Source organism: Amycolatopsis sp. PSD-21, from assembly GCF_055561455.1.
The window spans coordinates 173786-198922 of sequence record NZ_CM145712.1 but is presented as its reverse complement, the minus strand read 5'-3'; the positions used below and the strand labels follow the sequence as shown (position 1 = coordinate 198922).

Here is a 25137-nt window from a genome sequence, read left to right as displayed (position 1 = left end):
GCGTCATGCCGTCTTCCTGGCCTCCCCCGCCGTTCGACGACGCGCACACGCGTATGCGCGAGTGGGATGCCTGGTACACGGGCGATCCCGAGCGGCTCGTCGAGATCTACACCGGTGAACGCCGGCGCGCTGTTACACCTCGACTCCGGCCCTCGACCTACCGCGGCGGCCTGGTGGGCGGGCTCGCCCGGTTCTTCTGGGGCCGCCCGGTCCCCGTTGGCCAGACCCGACAGCGATTGCACGTGCCGCTCGCCGCGGACATCGCGACCGCCTCGGCCGACCTTCTGTTCTCCGAACCGCCACGCATCATCGTCGACGACACCGCGGCGCAGGCTCGGCTCGACCTCGCGCTCAACTCGCCGGCGATGCACTCGCGGTTGCTCGAGGCGGCCGAGATCGCCTCGGCGCTCGGCGGCGCCTACCTGCGCGTGGTCTGGGATGCCGACGTGGCCAAGCACGCCATGCTCGACGCCGTCCACGCCGACGCCGCGGTGCCCGAATGGCGTTGGGGCGAACTGGCCGCGGTCACCTTCTACACACGGGTGCGCGTCGACGGCCCGGCCGTGTGGCGCCACCTCGAGCGCTACGAACCGGGCCGGATCGTGCACGCGTTGCACGTCGGCACCGACACCGAACTCGGTCGGGCCGTGCCGCTCACCGAGGACTCTGCGACCGAGTGGGCGGCGCCGCTGGTCGACGCCGAGGGCAGCATCGCCACCGGCACCGACCGGCTCGCCGCCGCGTACGTGCCCAACGTCCGCCCTAACCGGGTGTGGCGCGGCACGCCGCAACTCGCACCGCTGGGCCGCTCGGACTTCGACGGGGTCGAAGGTCTCTTCGACGCGCTCGACGAGGTCTACACGAGTTGGATGCGCGACGTCCGGATCGCCAAGGCCCGGCTACTGGTGCCCACCGGGTACTTGCAGGACAACGGCGCCGGCCGCGGCGCGAGCTTCGACGAAGACCGCGAGGTCTACACCGAGTTGAACGCGCTGTCGCGCGGCGGCTCGGACACCCTCACCGTCTCCGCGCACCAATTCGCCATCCGGGTAGCCGAACACCGCGACACCGCCGAAGACATCACCCGGACCGCGCTCCGCGCCGCTGGCTACTCACTGGCCACCCTCGGCGACAACGACGGCGACGCCTCGATCACCGCGACCGAGGTCACCGCCCGCGAGAAGCTGTCAAACCGCACCCGCGACAAGAAGGCCCGGTACTGGGCATCCGGGCTCGCGCACGTCTCCGCCGCGCTGGTCGAGATCGACCGGACCGTCTTCGGCGGCACGGCGACCGTGTCCGACCTGCCGAAGGTCGAGTTTCCCGACCGGACACAACCGGACCCCGAAACGCTCGCGCGCACGGTGCAGGCACTCGGCGCAGCCGAGGCCGCCTCGACCGACGTACGGGTGCGGATGATTCACCCCGACTGGGACGACGACCAGGTGCGCGACGAGGTCGCCGCCATCCTCGCCGAGTCCGGCCGAACCGTGCCCGATCCGGCGACGTTCCGCGGGCTCGACCAGTTCCCCGACCCGTCGGCACCCGGCGACGACAAGGTCGAGGGGGCCGCCGATGCCGTGGGAACCCCCGCCCGGAGTTGATCCGGCCGACGTCGTCGAGCGGCTCGCCGCGGACATCCTCGCCCTGTACACGCAGGCCGAGGCGCGGTTGCTCGGCGACATCGCCCGACGGGTCCGCGCCGGTCAGGACGTGCCCGAGTGGGCCGCGCAGAAGGCCGCCGCGGCGCGTGAGCTTCGGCTCGCCGCCGAGCGGATCGCTACGCAGGTCACCGGGCAGGCAGGCCAGGCGGCCGCCGATTCCGTGTTCGCCGCGTGGCAGGCCGGCGCCGAGCAAGGGCTCGCGCAGCTCGCCGAACTCGGCGCACTGTCGCCCGAGCAGCTCGAGCAGCTCGCCGGCGTAGTGCCCGGAATGCAGGCGGCCGCCATCCTCGCCGCGGACCTCACCAACCGACTCGAGGCCCTGCCGCTACGCGTCCTGCGCTGGCAGCAGGACGCCTATCAAACGGCGGTCGCCGCCGCAGCGCCCGATCAGTTGCTCGGTACCGGCACGATCCACTCGGCGCAGCGTGCCGCGTGGGACCGGCTCGCCGCCCAGGGCGTGACCGGGTTCGTTGACCGCGCCGGCCGCGACTGGAATCTCGCGAGCTACGTCGAGATGGCCGTGCGCACCGCGACCGGGCGCGCGTGGAACGACGGGCACCTCGCTCGCATGGCGTCCGCCGGCGTCGAGCTGGTCACGATCACTCGCTCGCGCCATGCCTGCCGGCTCTGTACTCGCTGGGAAGGGCGGGTGTTGGCGCTGTCCGGCCCGGCCGGCGAGCGCCAGGTCGAGCACACCCTCACCGACGAGACGGTCACCGTCGACGTCGCCGCGACCGTCGAGCAGGCGCGACTTGAGGGGCTCATGCACCCGAACTGTCGGCATCAGTTCGTGCCGTACCTGCCGGGGGTGACCAAGCTCGACGAGATCCGCGAGCACGATGCCAAGGCCGAGCAGGACCGCGAAGACCTGCGCGCGCTCGAGCGCAAGGTGCGCCGGAACAAGCGCAAGGCCGCGGCCGCGCTCACCGACGACGAGCGCCGGGCCGCCGAGCGTCGGGTGCGCGAGACGCAAGCCGAGATCCGCGAGCACGTGAAGCGGACCGGGCTCAACCGCAAGCGCTACCGCGAGCAAGTCAACCTCGGACACGGCGGCCTCCGGGCCGCCGAGCACCGACGCGACCAGCTCGCCGACCAGGTCGCCGAGGGCAGCGCCGAGCAGAACCGGCTCGACGCCATCGCCGCCGAGCAGGCCCGCCGGCGCGAGGCCGCACGGCTCGCCGCGGAGAAGGCCGCGGCCGACAACGCCGTCGCCGACGCGCTCGCCGCGCAGCAGCGCACGCCGGCCGAGTTGAGCGACGACGAACTCGCCGTCGCCGACCGGGTTTTCGCCGAGCGTGCCGAACTGCTCGGCAAGCCCGGTCAGGTCAGCCGGACGCACCAGGCAGTACGCGACGAGATCGAACGGCGTATCGCGCCGCTGGCCGCACCGGTGGACCTGCGGGAGCTGTCCGACGAGCAGCTCGGCGACCGGCTCGCCGAAGTCGGCGACGACGAGGACGCGGTCGCCGCGGTGCTCGCCGAGCTGGACCGGCGCGAAGCCGACCAGCAGTACGCCGACGCGGTCGCCGACGACCCGGACGCCGAGAAGTGGGCCGAGGTCGATCGGCTCGTCGAGACCGGTCTCGACTACGAACAGGCGTACGCCGAGGTGTTCGACAAGGACGTCGAGAAGATGCGTCGCGAGGACGCCATCGCCCGGCTTCGGCGCGAGGGCTACCGCGGCCGCGGGTTCGACGAACTCGCCCGCGCTGCCTACGCCGACCGCCTCGAACGCGACTACTTCGCCGCCGAGGCAGCAACCAACGGATTCCTACTTACTCCGGAAGGCCAACGCGCCGGGCTGGACCCGCGGAACCTGTGGCGCCAGAACGAGACCTACGCCCGCCGTTGGGCGTCCGACGAGCTAAAGCAGTGGTGGGACGAAAACGGTAGGGTCACGTTCGACCAATTCGTCGCCGAGCAGCTCGGCGGCGGCAACGGCGAACGGTTCCGCACCGGGGGTGAGTCGTGGCTGCAATAACCGCCGAGCAGGTCCGCGCCGCCCGCGACCAGGGCTACGCGGCCGGCTACGGGCTCGCGCCACCGACACCGAACCCGTACACGCCGGCGCACGTGCCCGAGTGGCTCGGCCCACGAACGCCGGCCGAGCGTGCCCGCCGACAGACCGCCGAGCGCGGACCCCTCGCGCTCGCGCGCGTATGGCGCCAGGGCTACCAAGACGGACAAGCCGCTTACGCCCTTCAGCAGGCATCGGCGTAGACCTCGTGTACGCAACACGATCTCATTACGTTGTGTAACAACGAGCCTGGTTTTAAGCGATCTACCTCGAGCTACGCCGTCTGCTCTAAATCGAGGGGTCATGACCACATACCAGCTGGTGCCGTACCTAATGTCGGTTGCCGTGCACGGCAGCCCGACCGATCTCCGACCGACGAAGGACATCGACGGGAACGGGACTCACGTGCTCGACGCACTTGCGAAGATCTTCGCTGCATCCCGGGGCATCCTGTTTCGTGACCCAGACGACCAGAACCGTCACTTGATCATTTCAAAGCTGCACCGGGGGAAAGAAGCGATCTTCGTAGAGATCCAACCCGGGCGGTCCGGGATCAAGAGCGAGATCCGCAAGGCGGACGGCACTCGCATGAGCCGTGACGAAGTCGATACCGAATTCACCCCGGTACGCCACTGCTACTACTGCCCACCCGGTGGCCACCACGTTATCGTGATCGCCGAGCGCGTCGGCCTGGCTGGCGCTACGACCATGTCCTACACGCTACTGAGCAAGACTTTCGATAAGTACTTCGACGGATTGAAGCTGAACAACTTGCCCGCGATGACCGAAGACCTGCTGCGAAAGTCGGTCGAGGAACAACCAGTGAAGGCACTGGTGTTCAAGCGGCCGCGGGCCAGCGAAGGTAGCGATAAGTTGATCATGGTCTCAAACGAGTCCGTCGAGGTCGAAGTGCGCCTGACTCCTCGACGTCGCAAGTTCTGGAAGTCCAAGAGCTTGCCCCAAGGAGCCGAGGACCGCCCTACCCGCGAAAGCCTCCTGGGAGCGCTCGTACCCGTACTGAGGCCCGGCGCAAGCGAGGAAGACGCCGTCAAGTCGCTGCTTGACGAAGGCTGGGAATCATCCCTTGCGGTCAAGATGCCTGGCGGGACTCAGCGGCTCGTGAACGTGCATTCGTCACGAGCAGTAAGCATGTCGTTCCCTATCGTGTCAGACGCGGACGATGGGGTGACGTCTAGTCGTCCCAGTGACGATGAGTTCAAGGCCGGCTGCGTCGAGATCCTCGAACTACTGAGCGGCCAGTATGGCTTGACCGAGCGATCTGCGGGACAATGTAAGTGGGACACACACGAGTGGAACGACGCTTCAGCCGAACCATGGGAGGTGGTCTGGGATGAGCCGAATGGGTCAACGACTTCTCGTACGTGACCAATTCACTCAGATTGCCAAGAGTCCGTTTGGAACTTCCGCCGATCCTGCCTGGTCAGAAATTTGCATCGTCGCAATCGCCTTGATCCCTGCGGCCTGCGTGTTCTTCTTCTCTGTGAGGATTCCGGCACTATCCGGCCTGCTCACAGCAACATCGATCCTAACCGGCCTAACTTTCACAATGGCATTGAGGTTCTGGGAGCGAAGCATTGATGCCAGGACCAATGTTGACACCCTAGCCGATGGCCCACGTCTTCAAGTCCTTGACAAGATGCGCGCACATCTCGTCTGGACCGTATTGGTTGGCGTTGCCGGCACTGCTTTCCTAGCGCTCGGCGTGATCTTCACGGCTACTACGCCGTCCGTGTGGCTTTCCGCAGTCGCAGCATTCCTAGTTATCTACCAAGTTCTGCTCGTCGGGGGCGCATTGCTTCGTTTTTACGAACTTGCGTACGTGCTTCGCCCCTAACTTCGAGCCTGCCCGCCTTCGAGTTCTACATAAGGCATCCGAACGCAAGCGGCCCATAAAACAGGGCCGCTTGCGTTCGTTGCATGCAACAGTCGCTCACTGAGAATTCGGGCCGCCGTCGAGCGGGTCACGCTCCCAGGTATCAAGGTCAGATACCGCAGGCGACTCACAATCTTTCAGTAGACGCACGGAAGGGCGGCCGCCTCCGGCGCCACGTCCAGGCATTCCAGCCCGCCACTGCTCAATTTCCGGCAGCCGTTCCGGCAACCAGCCCGGCACCCCTCCGTCGATTTCGGCGTCAGGTTCGGGAAATGGGTGCGCCGAGTCTGCCGGGTAGCGGCGACGCCACTTGTCGACAGCGTGGCGCGTGACGCCGAGGCGCTCGGCTAGACCGTTCATGCCGAGGTAGCGAACGGTGCTCACGAGAGCACCACTCCGCCGAACAGTTCGTCGCGCACATACAGCGGCAGAGCACCAACGGGCTCCGGCCACGCAAACGGCTCCGGAGCGATGACGGCACGCTCGGCCGCGACCTCGGCGCACGCTTCCCAGATGTCGACCTGTCCGGGGATCTGGTCGGCGATGTGCTTGCGCAGCGCTTCGGCCTCAAGCAGCGGCGCGACCTCGAAAAGTGCCTGCATCACAATCCCCTCAAAACGTCGTCTCGGAACAAGACAAAGTTAAGGCTCGCCGATAAACCTTGTCAAGAATCGAGACGAGGTTTCTGACTTGGCCAGGTGCCGAGTTTCCCCATCCCACGACCGCCCAGGAGGCAACCGTGTCCGCACCCATCACCCCGGCCGGCGCCGGCGAACCGACCGCCACGCCCGGCGAACCGAGCACGACCGGCCAGCCCTCGACCGGAGAGCAGCCGTCGGCCACCGGTCAGCCGGGCGCACCGGCGCCGGCCGAGCAGGGCGCGGCCGCGGACGATCTCGCCGCGCTGGACCCGGCGACGCTGGCGAAGATGGTGCGCGAGCTGCGCACCGAGAACGCCGCGGACCGCACGACCGCGAAGACGAAGGCGGCCGACGAGGCGCGGCAGCAGCTCGCGCAGGACATCGGCAAGGCCCTCGGCTTGGTCGCCGGCGACGACGACAAGGCGGACCCGGCCAAGCTCGCCGAGCAGGTCACCGCCGAGCAGCAGCGCGCCCGCGCCGCCGCGGTCGAGCTGGCCGTGTTCAAGTCCGCCGGCCCGCTCGGCGCCGACCCGGCCGCGCTGGTCGACTCGCGCGCGTTCCTCTCGGCGGTCGAGCAGCTCGACCCCACCGCGGCCGACTTCGCCGACAAGGTCGGCGCAGCGATCACCAAGGCCGTGACCGACAACCCGAAGTTGCGCGCCGCCGGCCAGGTGCCGCCGCGCAGCAGCGGGCAGCACGCCGGCGGGTCCGGCGAGAAGCCCGCCGCGAAGTCGCTCACGGACGCCATTTCCCGCCACTACGGCAACTGAGCATCTAGGAGAGTTCCATGCCCGTGACCTTGGCCGAGGCCAAGAACAACGCACAGACCGACTACGACCCGGCCGTGATCGACGAGTTCCGGAAAGAGTCGGCGATCCTCGACTCGCTGATCTTCGACGACGTCGTCAACCCCTCCGGTGGGGGCGCAACGCTCACCTACGGGTACCGCCGGCTGATCACGCAGCCGACCGCGGATTTCCGCGCGCTCAACTCTGAGTACGCGCCGCAGAACGTCACCACCGCACCGTTTTCGGTCAACCTGGCCGTGCTGGGTGGTGCGTTCGAGGTTGACCGGGTTATCGCCAAGGTCGGCCCGGCCGCGTCCGCCGCGGTGTCGCTGAACATGTCGCAGAAGATCAAGGCCGCGAACACCCGGTTTCAGGATGCGGTGATCAACGGTGACACCGCCGTCGAGAGCAACGGTTTCGACGGGCTCGACAAGGCGCTCGTGGGTTCCACCACGGAGTTTCGCGCCGGCCAGGTGACCGACTGGACCGACTTCGACACCAACGCGCGCGCCGAGCACAAGGCGCTCGACGCCGTCGACGAGTTCCTCTCGCTGCTCGACGGTGCGCCGTCGGTGGTCATCGGGAACGCGAAGTCGCTTGCTCGAGTCCGGGCGGCCGCGCGCCGCGCCGGCATGTACACCCGGGACCCGGTCGAGGGGCTGATCGGCGTCAACGGCCGGCCGGTGGTCCGCGAGACCTACGGCGGGGTGCTGCTCGTCGACGCCGGCGCGAAGGCCGGCACGAACAACCCGATTGTGCCGATTCTCGGCCGGACCGTGGGCGGTACCGCGGCGACCGGGCTCACCGACTTGTACGCCTACCGCGTGGGGCTCGACGGGTTCCACGGGGTCGCGACCGTCGGCACGCAGCTCGTTGAGAGCTGGCTGCCCGACTTCACCGTCGCCGGCGCGGTCAAGAAGGGCGAGGTGGAGCTCGGCCCGGTCGCCGTCGCGCTCAAGGCCACGAAGGCGGCCGCCGTCTTCCGCAACATCAAGGTGCAGTGATGCCACGACACATCATCGAAACCCCGGTCGCCGACTACACGGGCACCGTCGCCGGCGTCCGGTTCACCGCCGGCCGCGGCGAGGCCGACGACGAGAACGCGGTCGCCTACTTCCAGCGGCACGGCTACACCGTGACGCCGGTCGAGGACGACGTCGAACCCGCCGAGCCGGCCGTCGACGACCCGCCGGTCGACACCGCGCCCGCCGACGAAACGGCGGCCGAGAACGCTCCGGCCGAGCCGGAAGGGACGAAACGCACCAGCCGCCGCACGCCGGCGAAGTAGCCGCCGCGGCCGGCACCCGTGCCCCGACCGGGCGCCGGCCGCGGCTTCCACAACGAGAGGGGGTCGCCGTGGCACGCGCGTACGCGACCGCCGAGGACTACGCGAACTGGCTCGACATCACCACCCCGCCCGAGGGCATCACCCGGCAGCTCGCCCGCGCGTCACAGCTCGTCGACTGGCTGCTCGTCACCGCGGTCTACCTCACCGACCCGGCCGGCTACCCGGCCGACCCGGACGTGCGCGCCGCGGTACGCGACGCTACATGCGCCACCGTCGCATGGTGGGAAGACACCGGCGACGACTCCGGCGCAGCCGCCCGGTTCACCTCCGCCGGCATCGGGTCCGTGAACCTCACCCGGGCGACCACCGCGGCCGCCGGCACACCGAGCGGCGCGCAAGCCGCCCGGCTGTCGCCCGAGGCCATGCAGATACTCACCGCGGCCGGCTTGCTCGGCGACGGCCCGGTCGAGCAGGAGGTCGCCCGGTGGCGCTGACCATGCCCGCGTTCCTGCTCCCGCACACCGTGACCGTCAAGCCCTACACCGGCACCGGCGCGTACGGCCCGACCTTCGGCCGACCCTTCACCGTCCGCCGCGCCTACGTCGAGGACCGCCGGCGCCTGGTCCGCGCGACCGACGGCGCCGAGACCATCAGCGAAACGACCGTGGTCACCAGGCCCGGCCCCGCAGTACCGGCCGGCTCCGAGGTCACCGTGTGGCCCGGCACGCCGGCCGAGCGCACGGCGACCGTGATCACCGCGAGCACGTTCGACCACCCCAGCGCGCCGGCGCACCTCGAGATCACCCTCACGTAAGGGAGGTACCCGCCGTGCGGCTCAAGACCGAGTTTCACTGGCAAGGCGATCACGTCCTCGAGGACTTCACCCGCGGTGCCGAGAAGGGCGTCAAGCTCGCCGCCGAGCACGTCCGCAGCGTCGCCGTAAATCGGGCGCCCAAGGACACCGGCGCGCTCCGCAACACCGGCACGGCGACCACCGACGGACTCACCGGCGCCGTCTCGTTCGACACCGAGTACGCCGTGCGCCAGCACGAAGAGACCACCTGGCACCACGAAGACGGCGAAGCGAAGTACCTCGAGACCGCACTCGATGACGAGATCGACGTTGCCCGGCAGATCATCGCCGCGCAGATCCGCAAGGCCACCCGCTCATGAGGTTTGTCGTCGAGCTGGGCGACCTCATCGCCCGCCACCTCGCCGCGGCCGGCGTCGGAACCTACCGGGCCGACGCCGGCTACGCGGCCAACGAAACCGGCATCGTGTTCGGCGGCCTGCCCGCCGACCCGGCGCGCGCGGTCGCCCTGCTGCTCTACCCGCTCGCCCACGACACCGACGCCGACGCCGAGTACGGCCTGCGCATCCGCTTCCGCTCCGCCGGCCAGGACCCGCGCGACCTGTTCGACCTCGTCGACGCCGCGTTCGACGCGCTCGCCGGCGCCGGCGAGCAGCAGCTTGGGCTCGGCGTCCACCTGGTCACGCGCGAGACCTCGAACCCCAGCGGCATCGACCAGAACGGCCGCTACGTGCACACCGACACCTACCGGATTCGGGCACACCACCCGACCCGCTACCGCCAATAGGAGGCGCCGCAATGGCCCTACGTTCCATGCTCGCCAGCGATTGGGCGCTCGACGTCGACACGGCCGCGAGCGGCGCCACTACTCCGCAGTGGACGCCGGTGCGCGGCCTGTCGAACTTCTCGGAGAGCACCGACGACAACACCGAGGACGACTCGACCAATGACGCGCCCGGGTGGGGCGCGGACGTCATCACGCAGCGGAAATGGAAGATCGAAGCCGAGGGCAAGCGCAAGCGCGATACCGCGGCGACCGCCTACACCCCCGACCCCGGGCAAGAGTTCATCCGTAAGGCCGCGCGCAAGGTCGGTTTCTCGGCCGACGTGCATGTGCGGTGGTACCGCCGCGACGGTTCACCGGACGCGTCCGAGGGGTACGCGCAGGTGTCCGAGTTCACTAAGGGCGGCGAAACGACCGACCTCGAGCCGTTCAACTTCACGTTGCTGGGCCAGGGCGAGCCGCTCGAGATCACCAACCCCGTGACCACGCCGCCGGCCGGCGGTGCCTCGGTCGCCTCGACGAGCGGGGGTAAGTGATGGCGTATCGGGATCTCGACGAGCTGCTCGACGGCGGGCTCGAGCTGCCCATCGGCGGCAAGGTCTACGCCGTTCCGCCGGTCGACGCCGAGACCGGTCTGCGGTTGCAGCGCCTTCACGACTGGATGTTCGGCGTGGCGGCCGCGGTCAAGGCGCACGAGGACGACCCCGACGCCGGCGAGCTGTCGGTGCCGGAACCGGGCGGCGAGCTGCTGTCGGATGCGCAGGAAATCGACATGTACCGCAAGTCGCTCGGCACGGCCTACGACGAGATGGTCGCCGACGGGGTCGCGTGGCCGCGGTTCAAGGTCGCCGGCATGACCGCATTTCTGCACCACACGCAGAGCCCGGAGGCCGCCGAGGCGTACTGGAACGCCGGCGGCCGCCCGGAAGCCTCGGCGGGGAATCGGGCGAGCCGTCGCGCGGCGGCCCGATCGACCCCGCAACGGGCATCCGGGAGTGGTACGCCCCGGACACGGAAGGCGGCGCCGGCGACGGCCCGCGCTGGTCGGACATCTTCGCGCGCTGGTCGCTCGTCGAGCTAGACCTGCACGAGGTCTACGGCCTCGACCTCGAGGTGCCCGGCCTGCTGCGCGCCCGCTCGTGGCGCTGGCTGCGCATCCGCATCGCCGGCTTGTTCTCCACCGACGCGAGCCGGCTACGTCGCGCGCTGTACCCGGAGGCTGACCGCCCCCGCCCCTGACGAGCAGCGGGCGGGGGTGGTCGCGTGGCGCTCACCATCGGCGAGCTTGTCGGGTATCTGCGCATCGACGACAAGGGCGTCGCCGGCAAGCTCGCGCAGGCCCGCGCCCGGTTCGCCGCCGCAGCACGGGACACCGACGTCTACGACAACGCGCTCATGCGCGCGGGCAAGTCTGCGCGCGACCTGGCGCTCTCCGCGGGCGCGAGCGCGCTCAGGGTCGGCGCGCTCGCCGGTGCCGCGAACCTTGCCGGTGGCGCGCTCGGTGCCCTCGGCGGCGGCATCGTCACCGCGTCGGGCGCGCTGCTGATCCTGCCCGGTGCCGCGGTCGCCGGCGGTGCCGCGCTCGCTTCGCTCAAGGTCGGGTTGTCCGGGTTCGGCGACGCCTTGAAGGCGATTGACGATCCGGCGAAGTTCGCCGAGGCCACCGCGAAACTCGCCCCCGCCGCGCGCGACACGGCGAACGCCGTGCGCGACTTGGCGCCGGCGTGGGACGCGGTCAAACGCTCGGTACAGCAAGAGCTGTTCTCCGAGATGGGCGACGTGGTGCGCCAGCTCGGCGCGCAGTACCTCCCGATTCTCAAGCGCGGTATGACCGACGTCGCCTCGAGTTTCGGCGTCGGCGCCGCCGGCCTGGCCGCGTTCCTGCGCGAAGCGCAGACCGGGCGCGACGTGGCGACGATCTTCGACAACAGCTCGACCGCGGTGTCGAACCTGGCCGAGGTCACGCAGCCACTCGCGCAGGTCTTCCGCGACGTCGCGGCCGTCGGCTCGACCGTGTTCGCCGACCTCACCACCGGTGCCGGCTCGGCCGCCGAGCGGTTCGCCGCGTTCATCGCCGCGGCGCGCGAGTCCGGGCAGCTCGAGGCGTGGATGCGCAACGGACTCAATGCGCTACAGCAGCTCGGCCAGCTCGCCGGCAACGTTGGCGGCATCATCTCGGCCGTCTTCTCGGCGATGTCGACGAACGGCGCGTCGACCCTCGACGTGCTCGTGCAGGCAACCGGCGCCGTGCGGGACTTCCTCACCTCCGCGCAGGGCGCCACCCTGCTACAACAGGTCTTCGGCGGTATCGCCGCGGCCGGCCACGGCCTGGCCCCGGTGTTCGCCGAGATCGGGCGCGTTCTGGTCTCCGACGTCGGCCCGGCGCTAGCCACCCTCGGCCCGCAGCTCGGCGCCGCGCTCGCGTCCCTGGCCCCCGCCGTCGCGCCGCTGGGCAGCGTGCTCGCCGCCCTGGCCCCGGTGGTCGCCGCGGTCGCGCAGAGCTTGGCCGGCGGACTGGCCTCGGCCGTGACGTCGCTCGAGCCCGCCGTCGTCGCCCTGGCTCCCGGTCTGGCCACGCTCGCGAGCCAGATCGGCACCGTTCTCGCCGCCGCACTCCAGGTCGCCGGCCCGCTTCTGGCGATGCTCGCCGGTTTCCTGTCCGACAACATGACGTGGCTCGGCCCGTTGGCGATCGGGTTTGCCACCGTCGCCGTGGCCGCCGGTCCGCTCACGACGCTTATCGGTGGCCTCTCGACCGCTTTTCGTTCAGTGACAACGGTTTTTAACGCCTTGCGGGTAGCGATGATGACCAACCCGTTTATTTTGATCGCAACGGCCGTCGCGCTTCTCGCCGTGTTGATCATCTCGAATTGGGACACGATCAAGAACGCGATTGGCGCCGCGCTCGATTGGATCGGAAATTTCATTTCCGGCGCGGTCGACTTCATCGTCAATCTGTTCTTGAACTGGTCACTTCCCGGGCTGATCATCAAGCATTGGGACACCATCGTTGCCGGTGTCCGTACCGCGGTGAACTGGGTCCTTGACGCGGTCGCCTGGCTCGGCTCCCTGCCGGGGAAAGTGGCCACCTGGTTCGGAGATCTAACGCGGGCTGCGATCGGCAAGGCGGCCGAGCTGGTCAACTGGCTACGCGGCTTGCCGGGGCGCGTACTCGACGGACTCGGCAATTTCGGCTCGCTTCTCCTAAACGCGGGACGCGACTTGCTCACCGGTTTGTGGAACGGGATTCAGAATGCGGCGAGCTGGCTCAAAAACAAGGTGCTTGGGTTCTTCGGTGACTTGCTCCCGGGATGGGCTAAAGACATTTTGGGGATCAACTCGCCGTCGACGGTGTTCGCCGGAATCGGCCGGTGGATTCCGCCCGGCCTGGCCGGCGGTATCGACAAGGCGGCCGGCGTCGCGCTGCGCTCGGCGTCCGATCTCGCGACGCGCGTGTCGGACACGATGGCGGCCGGCCTGACCACGCCGGCGCTCGCGTTCGCCGGCGCGCCGAACGCCGGCACCGGTGGCGCGGCCGGCGCCTACGCGGCAACCGCGAGCCGGCCCACCGTGCACATTGACCAGTTCCACGCGACGCCGGCGCAGTCGCCGGCCGACATCGCCGGCGAGCTGGACTGGTTGAGCCGCGGGGGTGGGTAGTGGCTGCCGGAGACCTGATCACCCGCGACGGACAACTCGAGTGGCGCGGCATCCTGCTCGGCGCCGGCACGGCGTACGGATGGCGCGCCCTCGAGGGATGGCTCGACCTGCCGCAGATGCGCGGCGGCGACGTCGATCGGCCCGGACAACACGGCGCGTTCCCCGGGCAGTTGCTCGCGCAGTCGCGCACGATCACCTACTCGTTCGTGATCTCGGCGCGGCGCGCCACGCGCGAGCAGTACGCGGCCGCCGTCGAGCTGCTGCGCGCGGCCACCACGCCGACGGAGAACCCCGACGAGGAACCGCTCGTGATCCGGCTCGCCGGCCGGACCTGGCAGGCGCTCGCCCGGTGCACGCGCCGGTCGGTGCCGACCGGGCTCGCCTACGACGCTGGTTACGTGGCCGGTGCGGTGCAGTGGGTCGCCACCGATCCGCGGTTGCTTGAGCTGCCCGGCTACGCCGCCTCGACCACGCTCGGCGCGGTGGGCTCCGGCGGACTCGCCTTCCCGGTGCGGTTCCCGATGCCGTTCGGCGCGGCGGCCCGCGGCGGAGTCATCACCTGGACCAACACCGGCACGGCCGAGGCGTGGCCGGTCTGGCGCATCGCCGGCCCGGTCCGCGGTCCCTCGATCACCCGGCGCGACACCGGGCAGGCCCTCGAGTTCGATCCGGACTGGATCATTCCGGCCGGTCAAGTCGTCGAGGTCGACACGCTCGCCCGAACCGTGTTGTTCGTCGGCAGCAACGTCTCGGCCTCCGACCGCCTGTTCACCCGCGGGTGGTTCAGCTTCCCACCCGGCCGTGAGATGCAAGCCGTTTTTGCTTCTGCTGCAACGAGTTCCGACTCGCGCCTGTCGGTGACCGTGCACAACACCGCGATGTGAGACGGAGGTTTTCCCATGCCTGAAAGGAATTCGTGGGCCGTCGGTTCCGACACCGCGCCACTGATCACCACCGAAGATGCCCGGCTCGCGGTGTCCGCGCTGCTCATTCCCGGGCCGAGCGGGGTCACCGCGCGCGACGGCATCCGGCCCGGACCCGGCACCCCGGGCCGTGTGCACGCGGCCGGCACGGCAAGCGGCTCGATCGTGGTCGAGCCGTTCCAAGGCAGCATCCGCGCCTCGCGCGGCATCGGTTCGTACCTGGTGTCGCTGGACAGCCCGAAGACGCTCGACGTGCTCGCCGTACCGGCCGACCCGGCCAACGACCGTCACGACCTGGTCATCGCGCAGCAGTCCGACGAGTTCTACCTCGACACCGCGACGAAGTTCGAGGTTCGGCTCGTGCGCGGGACCGCCTCGGCGACGCCCGGCGACCCCGTCGTCGACGGCTCGCGCGACTGGTTCACCCTCGCCCGGGTCCGGGTGACTGCCGGCGCGGACAAGATCACCGACGCCATGATCGACCCGCTACCGCCCGGGTGGACGGTAGCCCTCGGCGGCCTGCTGCCCGTGGGCAGCGTCGCGGCGCGCAACGCGCTCACCGCCTACCCCGGGCAATCGGTCTACCGCATCGACAAGGGATGGACCGAGGTTTACGACGGCGCCGCGTGGCGTGTCCACGGACAGGTGACCGCGGGCGCCCTGGCCGACATCACAGACCCGTACCCCGGGCAACTCGCCGTGCTCGCCAGCACTGGCCGGCTGTACCGCTGGAACGGCGAAAAGTGGCTGTACGCCGCGATGCTCAACGGAGCAACCCCGGGTGGTGACTGGACGATCACCACCAACCAGCCGACCTCGAACGCTCCGACCCTGCTCACCTTCCCGCAGGTCAACCGGCCCCCGGGCGGCATCACGCTCGCCGGCGGAGTGTTCACCATCGAAGAACCCGGTTGGTGGGATCTCTCGCTGAACCTGCGGTACACCATCGTCAACACCGACAAGTACGCCATGATCGGCGGCTCGTCCGCGGGCAACCTGTTCGCCAAGGACAGCGTTGCCGGCGGCGGCAACAACATCTCGGCCAACACGTCGAGGTGGCTCGACAAGGGCGCGCAAATCCGGTGCTACGGCTACTCTGGCGCACCGAGCGCGGTCACCAAGGAATCGGCCGGCGACCTGATCAGCGGGTTTACCGCGGTGTGGCGGGGTCCGTGATGCGGCTGCCCACCTACGCCTACTTGGTCGCCGACCTGCGCAGCGGCCGCGTGCTCGACGAGCTGCCCCTCACCGGCGTCAAGTACAACAAGCCGTTGAACGACTCCGGGAAGTTCTCCGGCACCTGGGATCTCACCCGGCACCCGTCGAGCACGCGACGCGACCCGTACGAGCTGACCATGCCGGCCCGCCGCGCGCTCTACGTGATGCGCGACGACCGGCCGATGTGGGGCGGGATCATCTGGACCCGCAAGTACGACAGCAGCTCGCACAAGGTCGAGGTGGCCGGCGCCGACTGGTGGAGCTACTTCGATCACCGCAAGGTGCTCCCGGTCCTGCCGGCCGCGCCGCTCCCACTCGACCACGTCGCCGGCGTGAAGATGGCAGCGAACGACGTCGAGCAAAACGACCTCGCCCGCGCACTGGTGCAGCTCGCGCAGACGCACGCCGGCGGCGATATCGGCATCGAGTTCGACGACTCCCGCTCGTTCATCTACCGCGACCGCACCTACACCGGACACGAGTTGACCTCGGTCGGCGAGGCTCTGCGCCAGCTCGCCGCGGTGATCAACGGCCCCGACATCATGTTCGGCGTCACGCCTGGCACCGGCGGCCGCGTCCGTCGCGTCATGCGTGTAGGCACGCCGCGGCTCGGCCAGACCGGGACCGCGCACGTGTGGGAGACCGGCGGCAACATCGTCAACTACTCGTGGCCCTCGGACGCAACCCGCATGGCAACCCGCACGTTCGCCAGCGGCGACGGCATGGCCGAGGGAACCCCGATCGCCGTCGCCGAGGACGTCGGCAAGTACGCGCAGCACTGGCCGTTGCTCGAGTCGGAACAGGGCTACACCAGCGTTTCCGACGCTGACACGCTGCAAGGCCACGCCGACGCCGACCAACTCGTCGCCCGGCTGCCCGTCGCGCTGCCCACGCTCACCGTCCGCGGGAACAGCGCGCCCTATGTCGGGGAGTGGGACACCGGCGACGACGTCCGTGTCGTCATCCGCGACGAGTTCATCCGCCGCGGTCTGGATACCGCCATGCGGATTGTCGACGCGCAGTACGCGCCGAGTGAAGCCGCCGAAACCGTCACCATCACCATGAGCCCGCTCATTGAGGACGCCGCCTAATGCAGGTCAACCAGCCTTCCAACATCATCGACCGCGTCATTGCCCTGGAACGCGAAGTAGCCGCCGTCCGCAAGAAAGTTGGCTTGTCCTCGGCCATCATCACCCGCGGCGGCTTGACCCTCGCCGACGACAGCTACATCAAGATGACCGATTCCGACGGTGTCGAAATCCTCTACGTCGGCCCGGATTCCGAGGGCAAGCAACGGTTTGTGCTTCGCCGCGAAGGTGGCGCAACCCTCATGTACACCGCGGGTTCGTCGCAGTGGGGCCGCGACTACTGGGCGATGACCGACTCGTCGGGCCGCATCATCGTCTCCGACAGCGCCGAGACCGGCGTCGGCCTCGCCCGCCCGTGGCTGCCAGTCGTGCTCTATCCGCAGTTCATCCCGCACACCTTTTCGCCTGACCCCGACCTCGGCGAAACCGGCTATTGGAGCATTTCCACCCAACGGCTCACCGGTGAAACCACGCTGTGGGAAGGCCGTGCGTCGGTCTCGCACGCGTGGATGAGCATCGATGGCGTCTGGGGTTGGGCCAACGACCAACCGAACATCACCTACCGACTCAAGCTCGACGGAACCGAAGTCGGCGCGTGGAACGTCAACGCCGGCGCCGTCGTCGCCCGGCAAGGCCGCTACAGCGTCGCCGAGTTCGTCGGGCGCGATTGGGTCAAGGTGGAGGTGACCGCCTCGGCCACCGGTTCCGGCGTCCTGGCCTGTCAAGTCCTCGGCTGCTACTTCCTCTGACCCTGTCCGCTCGGCCTGCCGCGACCCGCGGCCATTTCGTCATGCCCTGACACAGCAAGGAAACCGCCCCCGTGAACCTCGCCGACCTGACGGCGCTCGACATCGCCGGGACGGCGGGTGTCGCTGTGGCCGCCTATCTGATCATCCGTCGCATTTGGACCGCCGGCCGCAACGCCGGCCGCGGCCTGCGCAAGCTCGTGCACTTCGCCGACGACTGGTTCGGCGAGCCCGAACGCGACGGCGTCCCCGCACGCCCCGGCGTCATGGAACGCATATCCGCCATTGAAACCGACGGCGCCGCGACCCGCGATGACGTCCGCGGCCTGGTCGAGCGGGTCGACCGCGTCGAGCACGAACTACGCCCCAACTCCGGCGCGAGCCTGCGCGACGCAATCGACCGCGTCGAGAACGCCGTCGCCGACACCCCGAACACCAAGCCAGCAAAGGAAAAGAGGTGATCCGATGCTCTGGGGCATCGACATCAGCCGCCACCAGGGCGGCTCGTTCGACCTCGCGCGCGCCGCCCGCGAGGGCATCGCCTACGCGATTTTCAAGGCCACCGAGGGCAACACGTGGCGCGACCCGCAGTTCGAGCGCAACCTCGCCGCCGGCCGTGACGCCGGCCTGATCGTGGCCGCCTACCACTTCGTACGTAGCGATTCCTCGACCGCCGCGCAGCTCGCGAACATCGCCCGCGTAGTCCCGAAAGACGTCCCGCTGATTCTCGACGTCGAATCCATCAAGCAGAACGGCAAGGTAGTCAGCGCGCCATCCCTGGCGCTGGTGCGCGAGCTGTACGGCAAGGTGCTCGCCGCCGGCTACCGCTCGCCCCTGATCTACCTTCCCCGCTGGTACTGGCAGACCTGGGGCGCGCCCGCGCTCGATGGACTGCCCCCGCTGTGGAGTTCCCGTTACCTGGACTACAACGGCGGCACCCCGGCCCAGATTTACCAGCGCATCCCGGGCCGTTTCTGGCTCGGCTACGGCGGATTGTCCGTGCCGCTGCTCCAGTTCACCAGCTCGGCCACCGTCGCCGGGCACGCACCGGTCGACGCGAACGCCTTCGACGGCACCCGCGAGCAGTTCGCCGCCTTGCTCGGTTCCTCATCCCATTCAGAGAAAGAGGTCGATATGCCCGCCATCCCCGTGTCCCTGCCCCACTCGGCCGACTGGAATTACGTTGCGCTCCCGTTCGAGAGCAACGTCAACTCGACGGTGGTCGGCGACGCCTGGTTCACGATCTTTGCCGCGTGGGGTGAGGTCGAGTACGAGGTCGTCACCATCGGCAGCGGGCTCAAGCTCGTGGGCCTGACCGGCACCGCCCCGACGGGCGGCCGGCTCGCCGACCGGCAGCGCAACTACTGGCAGGTGCCCAGCGGCATCGAGGGAATCGCGCTCCGGTACCGCTCGCGCGACGCCGCCGGCAACGTCACCAACGGCCGGCTTGGCTACTCGTTCCCGCAGAAGGCGAAGTGACCATGACCGAACCCACCCCGCAGCGCCAGCTCGGCGAGCGGCTCGCCGCGTGGCTGCGCTCGGACCGCGTCACGTCGTGGGTGCGCACCATCGTTCCCGGGCTCTGGTCGGCCGGCGTCGCCTACCTGGTCGCGCTCGGCCTGCCCGCCTGGCTGGTCGAGCCGGCGAACGGACTCGGCCAGACGGCCGCCGTGCCGATCGTGCTCGGCGCCGTGTACGCCGGCCTGCGCTGGCTCGAGCCGCGGGTGCCGAGCTGGCTCGCGCGGTTCCTGCTCGGCTCGACCCGCCCACCCACCTACCCGCAGGAGTAGCCCGTGCCCGCCCTGCACGACGACGTCGTGATCGAGAAGGGCGCCGAGTGGGGTCGAGCGTGGCCGGTCACCTCTGGTGGCCGGCCGCTCGACCTTTCCGGGTGGACCGTGCGCGCGCAGGTCCGCGAACGCATCGACGCCGGCGACGTGCTGCACGAGTGGTCGACCGCGGCCGGCAACGCCAGCACCGCCGACTCGCGGGTCACGCTCACCGTGACCGCGGCGACTTCGCGCGCCTGGCCGTGGCTCGCCGGCGTCTTCGACGTGCTGCTCATCGACCCCACCGGCCGCGTCGCCCGGATCGTCGAGGGCACCGTGCGCGTGTCTCGGGGGGTGACCCGTGACAGCCCTTGAGCCCGAAGCCGGCCCGCCGGTCGCGCTCGACTGGCTCGCCATCGGCGCCCCCATCGACACCGCCCCGCCCGGCGAGCCGGGCGACGTCCTCGAGTTCGGCCACCGACACGAGCAGACCATCGCCGCCGCGGTCTGGAACATCTTCCATCCGCTCTCGTTCACCCCCGCCGGCGTGCACGTCATCGAGTCCACCGGCGAGCCGCTGCTCGGCGTGGTCACCTACCCGGCCGCCGGACACGTCCGCATCGAGTTCTCCGCGCCGTGCTCCGGCGTGGCCTACCTGAGCTAGGAGCCCCCGAACATGGCCGACTTGAAGTTCGGCACCCACACCGACCACGGGCTCAACGAAGCCCGCAACCTGGTCGCGCACAAGGTCGCCAGCCTGCCCGCCGGCGCCGAGGCGCAGGTCATCTACCACAACGGCCGGTTGAAGATCCGCGACGCCGCCGGCAACTGGATCGACCCGACCGCCCGCGCGAACCACACCGGCAACCAGCCGGCCTCGACTGTGTCCGACCTGCGCGCGACCGTCACCGGCTACCGGCTCGACGAGTTCGCCGCCCCCACCGCGCCCGTCAACGCCGGCGCCCAGCGCATCACCAACGCCGCCCCGGGCTCGGCCGCCGGCGACCTCGCCACGTACGGGCAGCTCCAAGACGCCGTAGCCGCCGCGGCCGCCGGCGTCTCGTTCAAAGCCGCCGTGCGCCTGGCCACCACCGGCCCCGTCACCCGCACCGGGCTCGCCGCCGTCGACGGCATCACCCCGAACGCCGATGACCGGGTGCTCGTCAAGGCGCAGGCCGACCCGGTCGAGAACGGCATCTACCTCGCCAAGGCGGGCGCGTGGGCGCGCGCCGCGGACGCCGACAGCCCCGGCGACCTGCGCGGCGGAGCCGTCGTCGCCGTCGAGGAAGGCGCCACCAACGGCGACCGGCTCTACCTGCTCACCACGAACGGCAGCATCACCCCGGGCGAGACCGGGCAGACGTGGGCCGTCTACGGCACCGGGTCGGACGGCTTCACCCTCGCCGGCGCCGGCCTGCTCGCCGTCGGCGCGGACACGATCGCCGTCGGCGCCGGCCCCGGCATCGTGGTCACCGTGGACGCCGTCGCCGTCGACACCGCCGTCGTCGCCCGCAAGGTCATCGCCAACGTCACCCCGACCGCGGCCGGCCCGGTCACCATCCGGCACGGACTCGGAAATCAGTTCGTCGACGTCTCGGTCTACGACATCAGCACCACCACCCCGGCGCTCGTGCTCACCGGCGTGGACCTCACCGACGCCGACAACGTCGCGCTTTCGTTCGGCGGCGCCGGTACCTACCGCGTGGTGGTGGTCGGGTAGTGGCCGGCGCACTCGAGTACCGCGGACCGGCCCCGGTCGACGGGGTCGACGTCGCCACGATGGGGCAGCTACCCACCGCCGAAGCACAAGCCACCGACACCACGCTCTACGGCGACCAGGTCTCGACACTCCGACGCGCCGATGCCATCTGGGGCGAGACCCTCTCGCCCGGCTACCTCACCGTGTGGGCGACCATCGCGTCGCGCTCGCTCGCCTCGACCCTGGCGAAGTTCTGCGTCTATGCCGTGCACACCGGGCTCACCGGGTTTGACTTCGGCGTCTACGTCGGGCCGACCGTGTCCAGCCTCGACCGCAAGGTCACCGTGTCCGGGCTGAGCTGGATAGCCACCGCCGGCATGAAGTCGGTCAACCTCGGCACGGTCCCCGTCAACCGCGGCGACGCCGTCGCCTTCGCCGGCCTCACCACCGGCAGCGGGACCGCGCCGAGGCTCGCCTCGACCACGCCGGCCACCGGCGCCGGCGCATCCGCGCTGCTCAACGAAACCCCGTACAGCGTGTACCGCTCCGGGCAAGTCGCGCCCTTGCCGTTGACGCTCAACCTCAACGATGCCGTGTGGACCAGGGCAAATCAGAAGTTCTGGGGCTCGCTGCGCTGAGCAGCCGGTCAGACGAGCATCGGTCGTTGCGGCGCAGGCCAGCCGAGCAGGCCAAACGAGTCGCCGTCGCGGTAGGCGCGGATGCCGGCGAGCGGGTACGGGATCACGTCGTCGGGCAGGTCGTCGAGCGGGAACCACTCGACCGCCGAGCATTTCTCAGGCTCGCGGTTGCGCGGTTCCCCCGACCAACGGCGAGCCTCGAAGAACACGCCGAGGCGCGGCACCGGTCCGGAGTTCGCAACGTGCACCGTGTGCACGTGGCGCAGGTCCGCCGGGTCGACGAGCACGCCGACCTCTTCGGCTGCCTCTCGCGTCGCAGCGGCCGGCAGCGATTCGCCGGCGTCGAGCTTGCCCGACGGCAAGTGCCACATGCCCCCGCCGTAGTCGCCTCGGCGCCGGATGAGTAGCAGCTCGTCACCGCGAACGAGCAAGACGTGCACGTCAATGATGGTGTGTTGGCCGTCTGGCATCCGGCAAGATCCTCACGAGGTGGCGGTGTTGAGCCTGCGAGCCCGCCCGCGCCGGCGGGCTCGCAGGCAGGCTACGCCGTTGCTGAGTCGACGGCGGAACCGTCTACCAAGTCGGCGATTCGGTTGGTGAGGTACGTCGCGACGTCAACCGGCCCAGCCTCGCCGGTGTCGACGGCAACGACTGGATACCGCCACTGTGTGAGCCGCTTCGCAGCTTCTTCGTACAGCCCGCTCTCGAGCTTGCTGCTTTCCTCGCCGGCGTGGAATCGGTCGTGAGCACCACGAGCGGCGACTCGTGCCGCGGTCACGTCGGGCGGTGCTTGCAAAATGAACGCGAGGTCGGGCCGGTCGGCAGCCGAGTTGATCGCCTCCACGAACATGAGCGGGACGCCGTCCATGCGTTGCAGCACGTAGGACGAGGCGACGTAGCGGTCGCACACGACGATGTACCCCTCTTGCACATGGGGCCGCACCTCGGTCTCGATGTGGTGATACCGGTCGGCAGCGACCAGGCACGCGAGCGTGTACCCGCGGTAGGTGTCGGTGCCATGCCGGGCCGTCTTGCCGAGCACACCGTGCGACGGCTCGGTCGTCGCGTGCACCTTGTACCCGCGCTTGCCGAGGTACTCGCGCACCAGGCGGGTTGTCGTGGTCTTGCCAACGCCGGCCGGTCCGTCGAGGGTGACGAACGCCCCGCGGTGAGTGGTGGTCACGCGGCCGCCTTCCGGTCGAACTGCGCACGGGAGATCGTGACGAGGTTGCGGCGGACGTAGTCGATGGGCGCCTCGCTCAACTGGATGTTGACGGAGAAATTGAACTCGTCGCGCTCGCGCATCGACTCGTCGACGCCGTCGGATGTGAGGTCAACGGCGCTGTAGTTGAGCAGTTGCTCGGCCGTGAACTTCCCGGACTTCATCAACTCGCCCCAGTCGGGCGTACCCGGGTACGGGCGGTACTCGAACGCCGAGGCGCGGAACCCGCCCGGCTGGTTGTCGGTGAGGTCCCACAGGTCGTGAACCAGCCGCACCGTGTCGTCGATCTCGGCACGCGTCTCGGTCGGAAACCCCAGGATGAAATAGCCCTTGACGTTGACCCCGCGCATGGTGAGCCGCTCCACCACCGAGCGCGCCATGTCGGGAGTGATGCGCTTGTCGATCCGCTCGAGCATCCGCGCGTTGCCCGACTCGACACCGAGCGCGACCTCACGCAGCCCGTTCACGGCGAGGGTGTCGAGCATGTGGTCGCTCATGCGGTTCAACACGTTGATTCGGCCCGTTGCGTCCCACTTCGCCCAGTCGCCGACGTGGTCCGCGGTGAACGCGGTCATCATCGTTTTGATGACGCGGGGGACGCCGAGGAACAGGTCGTCGACGAACCGGAACGCGTTCACACCGGTTCCGCGAAGTTCGTCCATCTCGTTGAGGATGTTGTGCGGGTCGCGGGTGCGGATGGTGATATCCGGGTTCGCCGAGACCGCGGCGCCGCAGAACGAGCAGTCGTAGGGACAACCCCGGGCGCCGACCATGTTCGCCTCAAGGCGTCCGTTGTCGCGGTGCGGGTCTTGCGTGAGGTAGCCGCGGTCGACGAACGGCAACGCGTTGATGTCCGGCACCAGGTGATGCCCGTTCTTCCCGATTCCGCCGGTGACAGGCTCGCGCATGATGGGGTCGAGCCACATCACCCCGGGCAGTTCGGTCCGCCCCTTGTGGTCGTCGAGCAAGGCGGCGACTCGCGTCTCGCCTTCGCCGATCACCAGGGCTTCGCACTGGCTCATCCGCTGGTCGAGCAGGATCTCGGTCGGCATGGCTTTCGCCTGGTGCCCGCCGAGCATGAGCATGATGTCGCGGTCGAGCCGCTCGGCAATCCTGGCGCTGATCTCGTACGTCGGGGCTAGCAGGTTGAACCCGACCCACCGCGGCGCGGCCGCGTTCACCAGGCGGGCAGTCTGCTCGATGCCGAGCCCGTGCGCCTCGGCGTCGAGCACGCCGACGTTGAACCCCTGTGCGGCCGCGTAGGTGGCGATGTAGGCCATGCCGAGCACCGGCAACGTGAAGTCGTTCACCCGCGGGCGCTCGTCGTAGTCGCGCAATGGCGCGTTGACGAACAGGATGTCGATCTTTCGGCGGAGGTCGGCGCCGGCGATCAGGTCAGAGGGCAACTCCGGTTGCATGTCGAACTCCCCAAGCGAGGGTGAGCAGCGTCCACTCGGACAACTGCCCGCCGGCCATCGCTTGCCACAACCGCCCGAACTCAGGTTCGGGTTTCGGCCAGTCGACCGAAGGGGCGAGCTTGCCCGCCCAGGTGCGCACGGCGAGGTCGGCGAAGGGATAGAGGCTGTAGTCGTTGGTGACGTCGGCGACCGTGGCGCCGGCCGTCCAAGGGCCGATCCGGCGAACGCTTTGCACCGCGGCGACGAGCTGCTCGCCCGTCATGCCTGCCCAGTCGTCGGCCGCCTTGAGGCTCGCCTCGGCGGCCGAGCGCAAGCCGCCGCGGAAGAACTTCATCCGCAGCACGTCGAACTCGGTGTCGGACAGGGCGAGCACAGTCTCAGGCGGGGGGAACAACCACGCCGGGCCGGCCGCGGTGTCGTACCGCTCGCCGTAGGTTTCGCAGAACCGGCGATAGTTCTCGCGTGCGGTCGCAGCCTTGATCACTTGGCGGGTGACCGCAGTACCGAGCGCTTCCCACACGTCCGAGGTCCGCACGCGCGCGACCGGGCCATCGGCCCGCAGCGGCTCGCACACGACCGCGTCGCCCACCAGCGTTCGCGGGTCGACGGTGTCGACGACCGGCGCGACGTCCGTGTCACCGGCGAGCCGGACAAGGTCGACCAGGTGCCCGCCAGCGGCCACCGGCGTACAGATCACCGACCACACCGAGCCGGCCGACCTGAGCACGCGCCGAGCGCGCCCGTCGTCGCCACGCAGCCATCCGGGATGGTCAAGCATCATGTTCGGTTGCCGCACGTTCGGCCCTTCTCGCGTTGGTTCCCGGCATTCTCGCGCGGGCGGCGCTCGCCCGACTTGACGATGCGTGCGT

At 69.6% G+C, this 25137-nt stretch carries 31 protein-coding genes; 25 read left to right on the top strand and 6 right to left on the bottom strand.

The window, feature by feature from the left end; genetic code table 11:
- Positions 1-5: 5 nt before the first annotated feature.
- From ACZ1DY_RS01025 to ACZ1DY_RS01010, 4 genes are all read left to right on the top strand, one after another.
- Positions 6-1604 carry a phage portal protein gene (locus ACZ1DY_RS01025; RefSeq protein WP_465483351.1) on the top strand — a complete coding sequence of 533 codons (1599 nt, stop codon included), beginning with the start codon at positions 6-8 and terminating at the stop codon, positions 1602-1604.
- Entirely contained in the window at positions 1576-3645 is a 2070-nt protein-coding gene (locus ACZ1DY_RS01020; protein ID WP_465483350.1) for a phage minor capsid protein, read from the top strand. Before ACZ1DY_RS01025 ends, ACZ1DY_RS01020 begins: the two co-directional genes overlap by 29 nt.
- Positions 3633-3884, top strand: coding sequence for a hypothetical protein (locus ACZ1DY_RS01015; RefSeq protein ID WP_465483349.1), 252 nt, complete (start codon positions 3633-3635; stop codon positions 3882-3884). The genes ACZ1DY_RS01020 and ACZ1DY_RS01015 overlap by 13 nt, the downstream gene beginning before the upstream one ends.
- A 100-nt stretch (positions 3885-3984) precedes the next feature.
- On the top strand, positions 3985-5067 hold the full coding sequence (locus ACZ1DY_RS01010; protein ID WP_465483348.1) for a hypothetical protein: 1083 nt from the start codon (positions 3985-3987) through the stop codon (positions 5065-5067).
- Between the two features lie 565 nt (positions 5068-5632).
- On the opposite strand, the gene ACZ1DY_RS01005 is transcribed toward ACZ1DY_RS01010, so the two are convergent.
- Both ACZ1DY_RS01005 and ACZ1DY_RS01000 read right to left on the bottom strand, forming a co-directional pair.
- On the bottom strand, positions 5633-5959 hold the full coding sequence (locus ACZ1DY_RS01005) for a hypothetical protein (protein WP_465483347.1): 327 nt from the start codon (positions 5957-5959) through the stop codon (positions 5633-5635).
- The gene (locus ACZ1DY_RS01000; RefSeq protein WP_465483346.1) at positions 5956-6177 is read right to left on the bottom strand and encodes a hypothetical protein; all 222 of its coding nucleotides are present in this window, start codon (positions 6175-6177) and stop codon (positions 5956-5958) included. Before ACZ1DY_RS01000 ends, ACZ1DY_RS01005 begins: the two co-directional genes overlap by 4 nt.
- Before the next feature lie 137 nt (positions 6178-6314).
- Between ACZ1DY_RS01000 and ACZ1DY_RS00995 the strand changes: the two genes are divergently transcribed.
- The 21 genes from ACZ1DY_RS00995 to ACZ1DY_RS00895 all read left to right on the top strand — a co-directional run bounded on the left by ACZ1DY_RS00995 (position 6315) and on the right by ACZ1DY_RS00895 (position 21628).
- Positions 6315-6986 (top strand): hypothetical protein, encoded by a 672-nt coding sequence (locus ACZ1DY_RS00995; RefSeq protein WP_465483345.1) that lies wholly within the window; start codon positions 6315-6317, stop codon positions 6984-6986.
- A gap of 17 nt (positions 6987-7003) precedes the next feature.
- Entirely contained in the window at positions 7004-8008 is a 1005-nt protein-coding gene (locus ACZ1DY_RS00990) for a major capsid protein (protein ID WP_073846172.1), read from the top strand.
- Positions 8008-8292: a hypothetical protein gene (locus ACZ1DY_RS00985; RefSeq protein ID WP_465483344.1), complete on the top strand. Its 285-nt coding sequence runs from the start codon at positions 8008-8010 to the stop codon at positions 8290-8292. Before ACZ1DY_RS00990 ends, ACZ1DY_RS00985 begins: the two co-directional genes overlap by 1 nt.
- Positions 8293-8360: 68 nt before the next feature.
- Complete coding sequence (locus ACZ1DY_RS00980; protein WP_465483343.1) at positions 8361-8786, top strand: head-tail connector protein; 426 nt, start codon at positions 8361-8363, stop codon at positions 8784-8786.
- Positions 8777-9106 carry a hypothetical protein gene (locus tag ACZ1DY_RS00975; protein ID WP_465483342.1) on the top strand — a complete coding sequence of 110 codons (330 nt, stop codon included), beginning with the start codon at positions 8777-8779 and terminating at the stop codon, positions 9104-9106. The genes ACZ1DY_RS00980 and ACZ1DY_RS00975 overlap by 10 nt, the downstream gene beginning before the upstream one ends.
- A gap of 14 nt (positions 9107-9120) precedes the next feature.
- Complete coding sequence (locus tag ACZ1DY_RS00970; protein ID WP_350573045.1) at positions 9121-9465, top strand: hypothetical protein; 345 nt, start codon at positions 9121-9123, stop codon at positions 9463-9465.
- The gene (locus tag ACZ1DY_RS00965) at positions 9462-9890 is read left to right on the top strand and encodes a minor capsid protein (RefSeq protein ID WP_465483341.1); all 429 of its coding nucleotides are present in this window, start codon (positions 9462-9464) and stop codon (positions 9888-9890) included. Before ACZ1DY_RS00970 ends, ACZ1DY_RS00965 begins: the two co-directional genes overlap by 4 nt.
- A gap of 11 nt (positions 9891-9901) precedes the next feature.
- Positions 9902-10423 carry a phage tail tube protein gene (locus ACZ1DY_RS00960; RefSeq protein ID WP_465483340.1) on the top strand — a complete coding sequence of 174 codons (522 nt, stop codon included), beginning with the start codon at positions 9902-9904 and terminating at the stop codon, positions 10421-10423.
- Complete coding sequence (locus tag ACZ1DY_RS00955; RefSeq protein WP_465483339.1) at positions 10423-10968, top strand: DUF7426 family protein; 546 nt, start codon at positions 10423-10425, stop codon at positions 10966-10968. Before ACZ1DY_RS00960 ends, ACZ1DY_RS00955 begins: the two co-directional genes overlap by 1 nt.
- A gap of 182 nt (positions 10969-11150) precedes the next feature.
- On the top strand, positions 11151-13547 hold the full coding sequence (locus ACZ1DY_RS00950) for a phage tail protein (RefSeq protein WP_465483338.1): 2397 nt from the start codon (positions 11151-11153) through the stop codon (positions 13545-13547).
- On the top strand, positions 13547-14431 hold the full coding sequence (locus tag ACZ1DY_RS00945) for a phage tail family protein (RefSeq protein WP_465483337.1): 885 nt from the start codon (positions 13547-13549) through the stop codon (positions 14429-14431). The genes ACZ1DY_RS00950 and ACZ1DY_RS00945 overlap by 1 nt, the downstream gene beginning before the upstream one ends.
- A 15-nt stretch (positions 14432-14446) precedes the next feature.
- Positions 14447-15646: a hypothetical protein gene (locus ACZ1DY_RS00940; RefSeq protein WP_465483336.1), complete on the top strand. Its 1200-nt coding sequence runs from the start codon at positions 14447-14449 to the stop codon at positions 15644-15646.
- Positions 15646-16779 carry a hypothetical protein gene (locus ACZ1DY_RS00935; RefSeq protein ID WP_465483335.1) on the top strand — a complete coding sequence of 378 codons (1134 nt, stop codon included), beginning with the start codon at positions 15646-15648 and terminating at the stop codon, positions 16777-16779. Before ACZ1DY_RS00940 ends, ACZ1DY_RS00935 begins: the two co-directional genes overlap by 1 nt.
- The gene (locus ACZ1DY_RS00930) at positions 16779-17525 is read left to right on the top strand and encodes a hypothetical protein (protein WP_465483334.1); all 747 of its coding nucleotides are present in this window, start codon (positions 16779-16781) and stop codon (positions 17523-17525) included. The genes ACZ1DY_RS00935 and ACZ1DY_RS00930 overlap by 1 nt, the downstream gene beginning before the upstream one ends.
- 71 nt (positions 17526-17596) lie before the next feature.
- Positions 17597-17983: a hypothetical protein gene (locus ACZ1DY_RS00925; RefSeq protein ID WP_465483333.1), complete on the top strand. Its 387-nt coding sequence runs from the start codon at positions 17597-17599 to the stop codon at positions 17981-17983.
- 4 nt (positions 17984-17987) lie between these two features.
- Positions 17988-19001: a glycoside hydrolase family 25 protein gene (locus ACZ1DY_RS00920; protein ID WP_465483332.1), complete on the top strand. Its 1014-nt coding sequence runs from the start codon at positions 17988-17990 to the stop codon at positions 18999-19001.
- A gap of 2 nt (positions 19002-19003) precedes the next feature.
- Positions 19004-19312 (top strand): hypothetical protein, encoded by a 309-nt coding sequence (locus ACZ1DY_RS00915; RefSeq protein WP_465483331.1) that lies wholly within the window; start codon positions 19004-19006, stop codon positions 19310-19312.
- A 3-nt stretch (positions 19313-19315) separates the two neighbouring features.
- The gene (locus ACZ1DY_RS00910) at positions 19316-19666 is read left to right on the top strand and encodes a hypothetical protein (RefSeq protein WP_350573061.1); all 351 of its coding nucleotides are present in this window, start codon (positions 19316-19318) and stop codon (positions 19664-19666) included.
- Positions 19653-19955 carry a hypothetical protein gene (locus ACZ1DY_RS00905; RefSeq protein ID WP_465483330.1) on the top strand — a complete coding sequence of 101 codons (303 nt, stop codon included), beginning with the start codon at positions 19653-19655 and terminating at the stop codon, positions 19953-19955. Before ACZ1DY_RS00910 ends, ACZ1DY_RS00905 begins: the two co-directional genes overlap by 14 nt.
- 12 nt (positions 19956-19967) lie before the next feature.
- Positions 19968-21011 (top strand): hypothetical protein, encoded by a 1044-nt coding sequence (locus tag ACZ1DY_RS00900; RefSeq protein WP_465483329.1) that lies wholly within the window; start codon positions 19968-19970, stop codon positions 21009-21011.
- Positions 21011-21628 (top strand): hypothetical protein, encoded by a 618-nt coding sequence (locus ACZ1DY_RS00895; protein ID WP_465483328.1) that lies wholly within the window; start codon positions 21011-21013, stop codon positions 21626-21628. The genes ACZ1DY_RS00900 and ACZ1DY_RS00895 overlap by 1 nt, the downstream gene beginning before the upstream one ends.
- An 8-nt stretch (positions 21629-21636) precedes the next feature.
- On the opposite strand, the gene ACZ1DY_RS00890 is transcribed toward ACZ1DY_RS00895, so the two are convergent.
- The 4 genes from ACZ1DY_RS00890 to ACZ1DY_RS00875 all read right to left on the bottom strand — a co-directional run bounded on the left by ACZ1DY_RS00890 (position 21637) and on the right by ACZ1DY_RS00875 (position 25064).
- On the bottom strand, positions 21637-22068 hold the full coding sequence (locus tag ACZ1DY_RS00890; protein ID WP_465483327.1) for an NUDIX hydrolase: 432 nt from the start codon (positions 22066-22068) through the stop codon (positions 21637-21639).
- 101 nt (positions 22069-22169) lie between these two features.
- Positions 22170-22811: a dTMP kinase gene (gene tmk, locus ACZ1DY_RS00885; protein ID WP_465483326.1), complete on the bottom strand. Its 642-nt coding sequence runs from the start codon at positions 22809-22811 to the stop codon at positions 22170-22172.
- Positions 22808-24268: a B12-binding domain-containing radical SAM protein gene (locus ACZ1DY_RS00880; protein WP_465483325.1), complete on the bottom strand. Its 1461-nt coding sequence runs from the start codon at positions 24266-24268 to the stop codon at positions 22808-22810. The genes tmk and ACZ1DY_RS00880 overlap by 4 nt, the downstream gene beginning before the upstream one ends.
- Positions 24246-25064, bottom strand: coding sequence for a DNA glycosylase family protein (locus tag ACZ1DY_RS00875; protein ID WP_465483324.1), 819 nt, complete (start codon positions 25062-25064; stop codon positions 24246-24248). The genes ACZ1DY_RS00880 and ACZ1DY_RS00875 overlap by 23 nt, the downstream gene beginning before the upstream one ends.
- Positions 25065-25137: the final 73 nt, after the last annotated feature.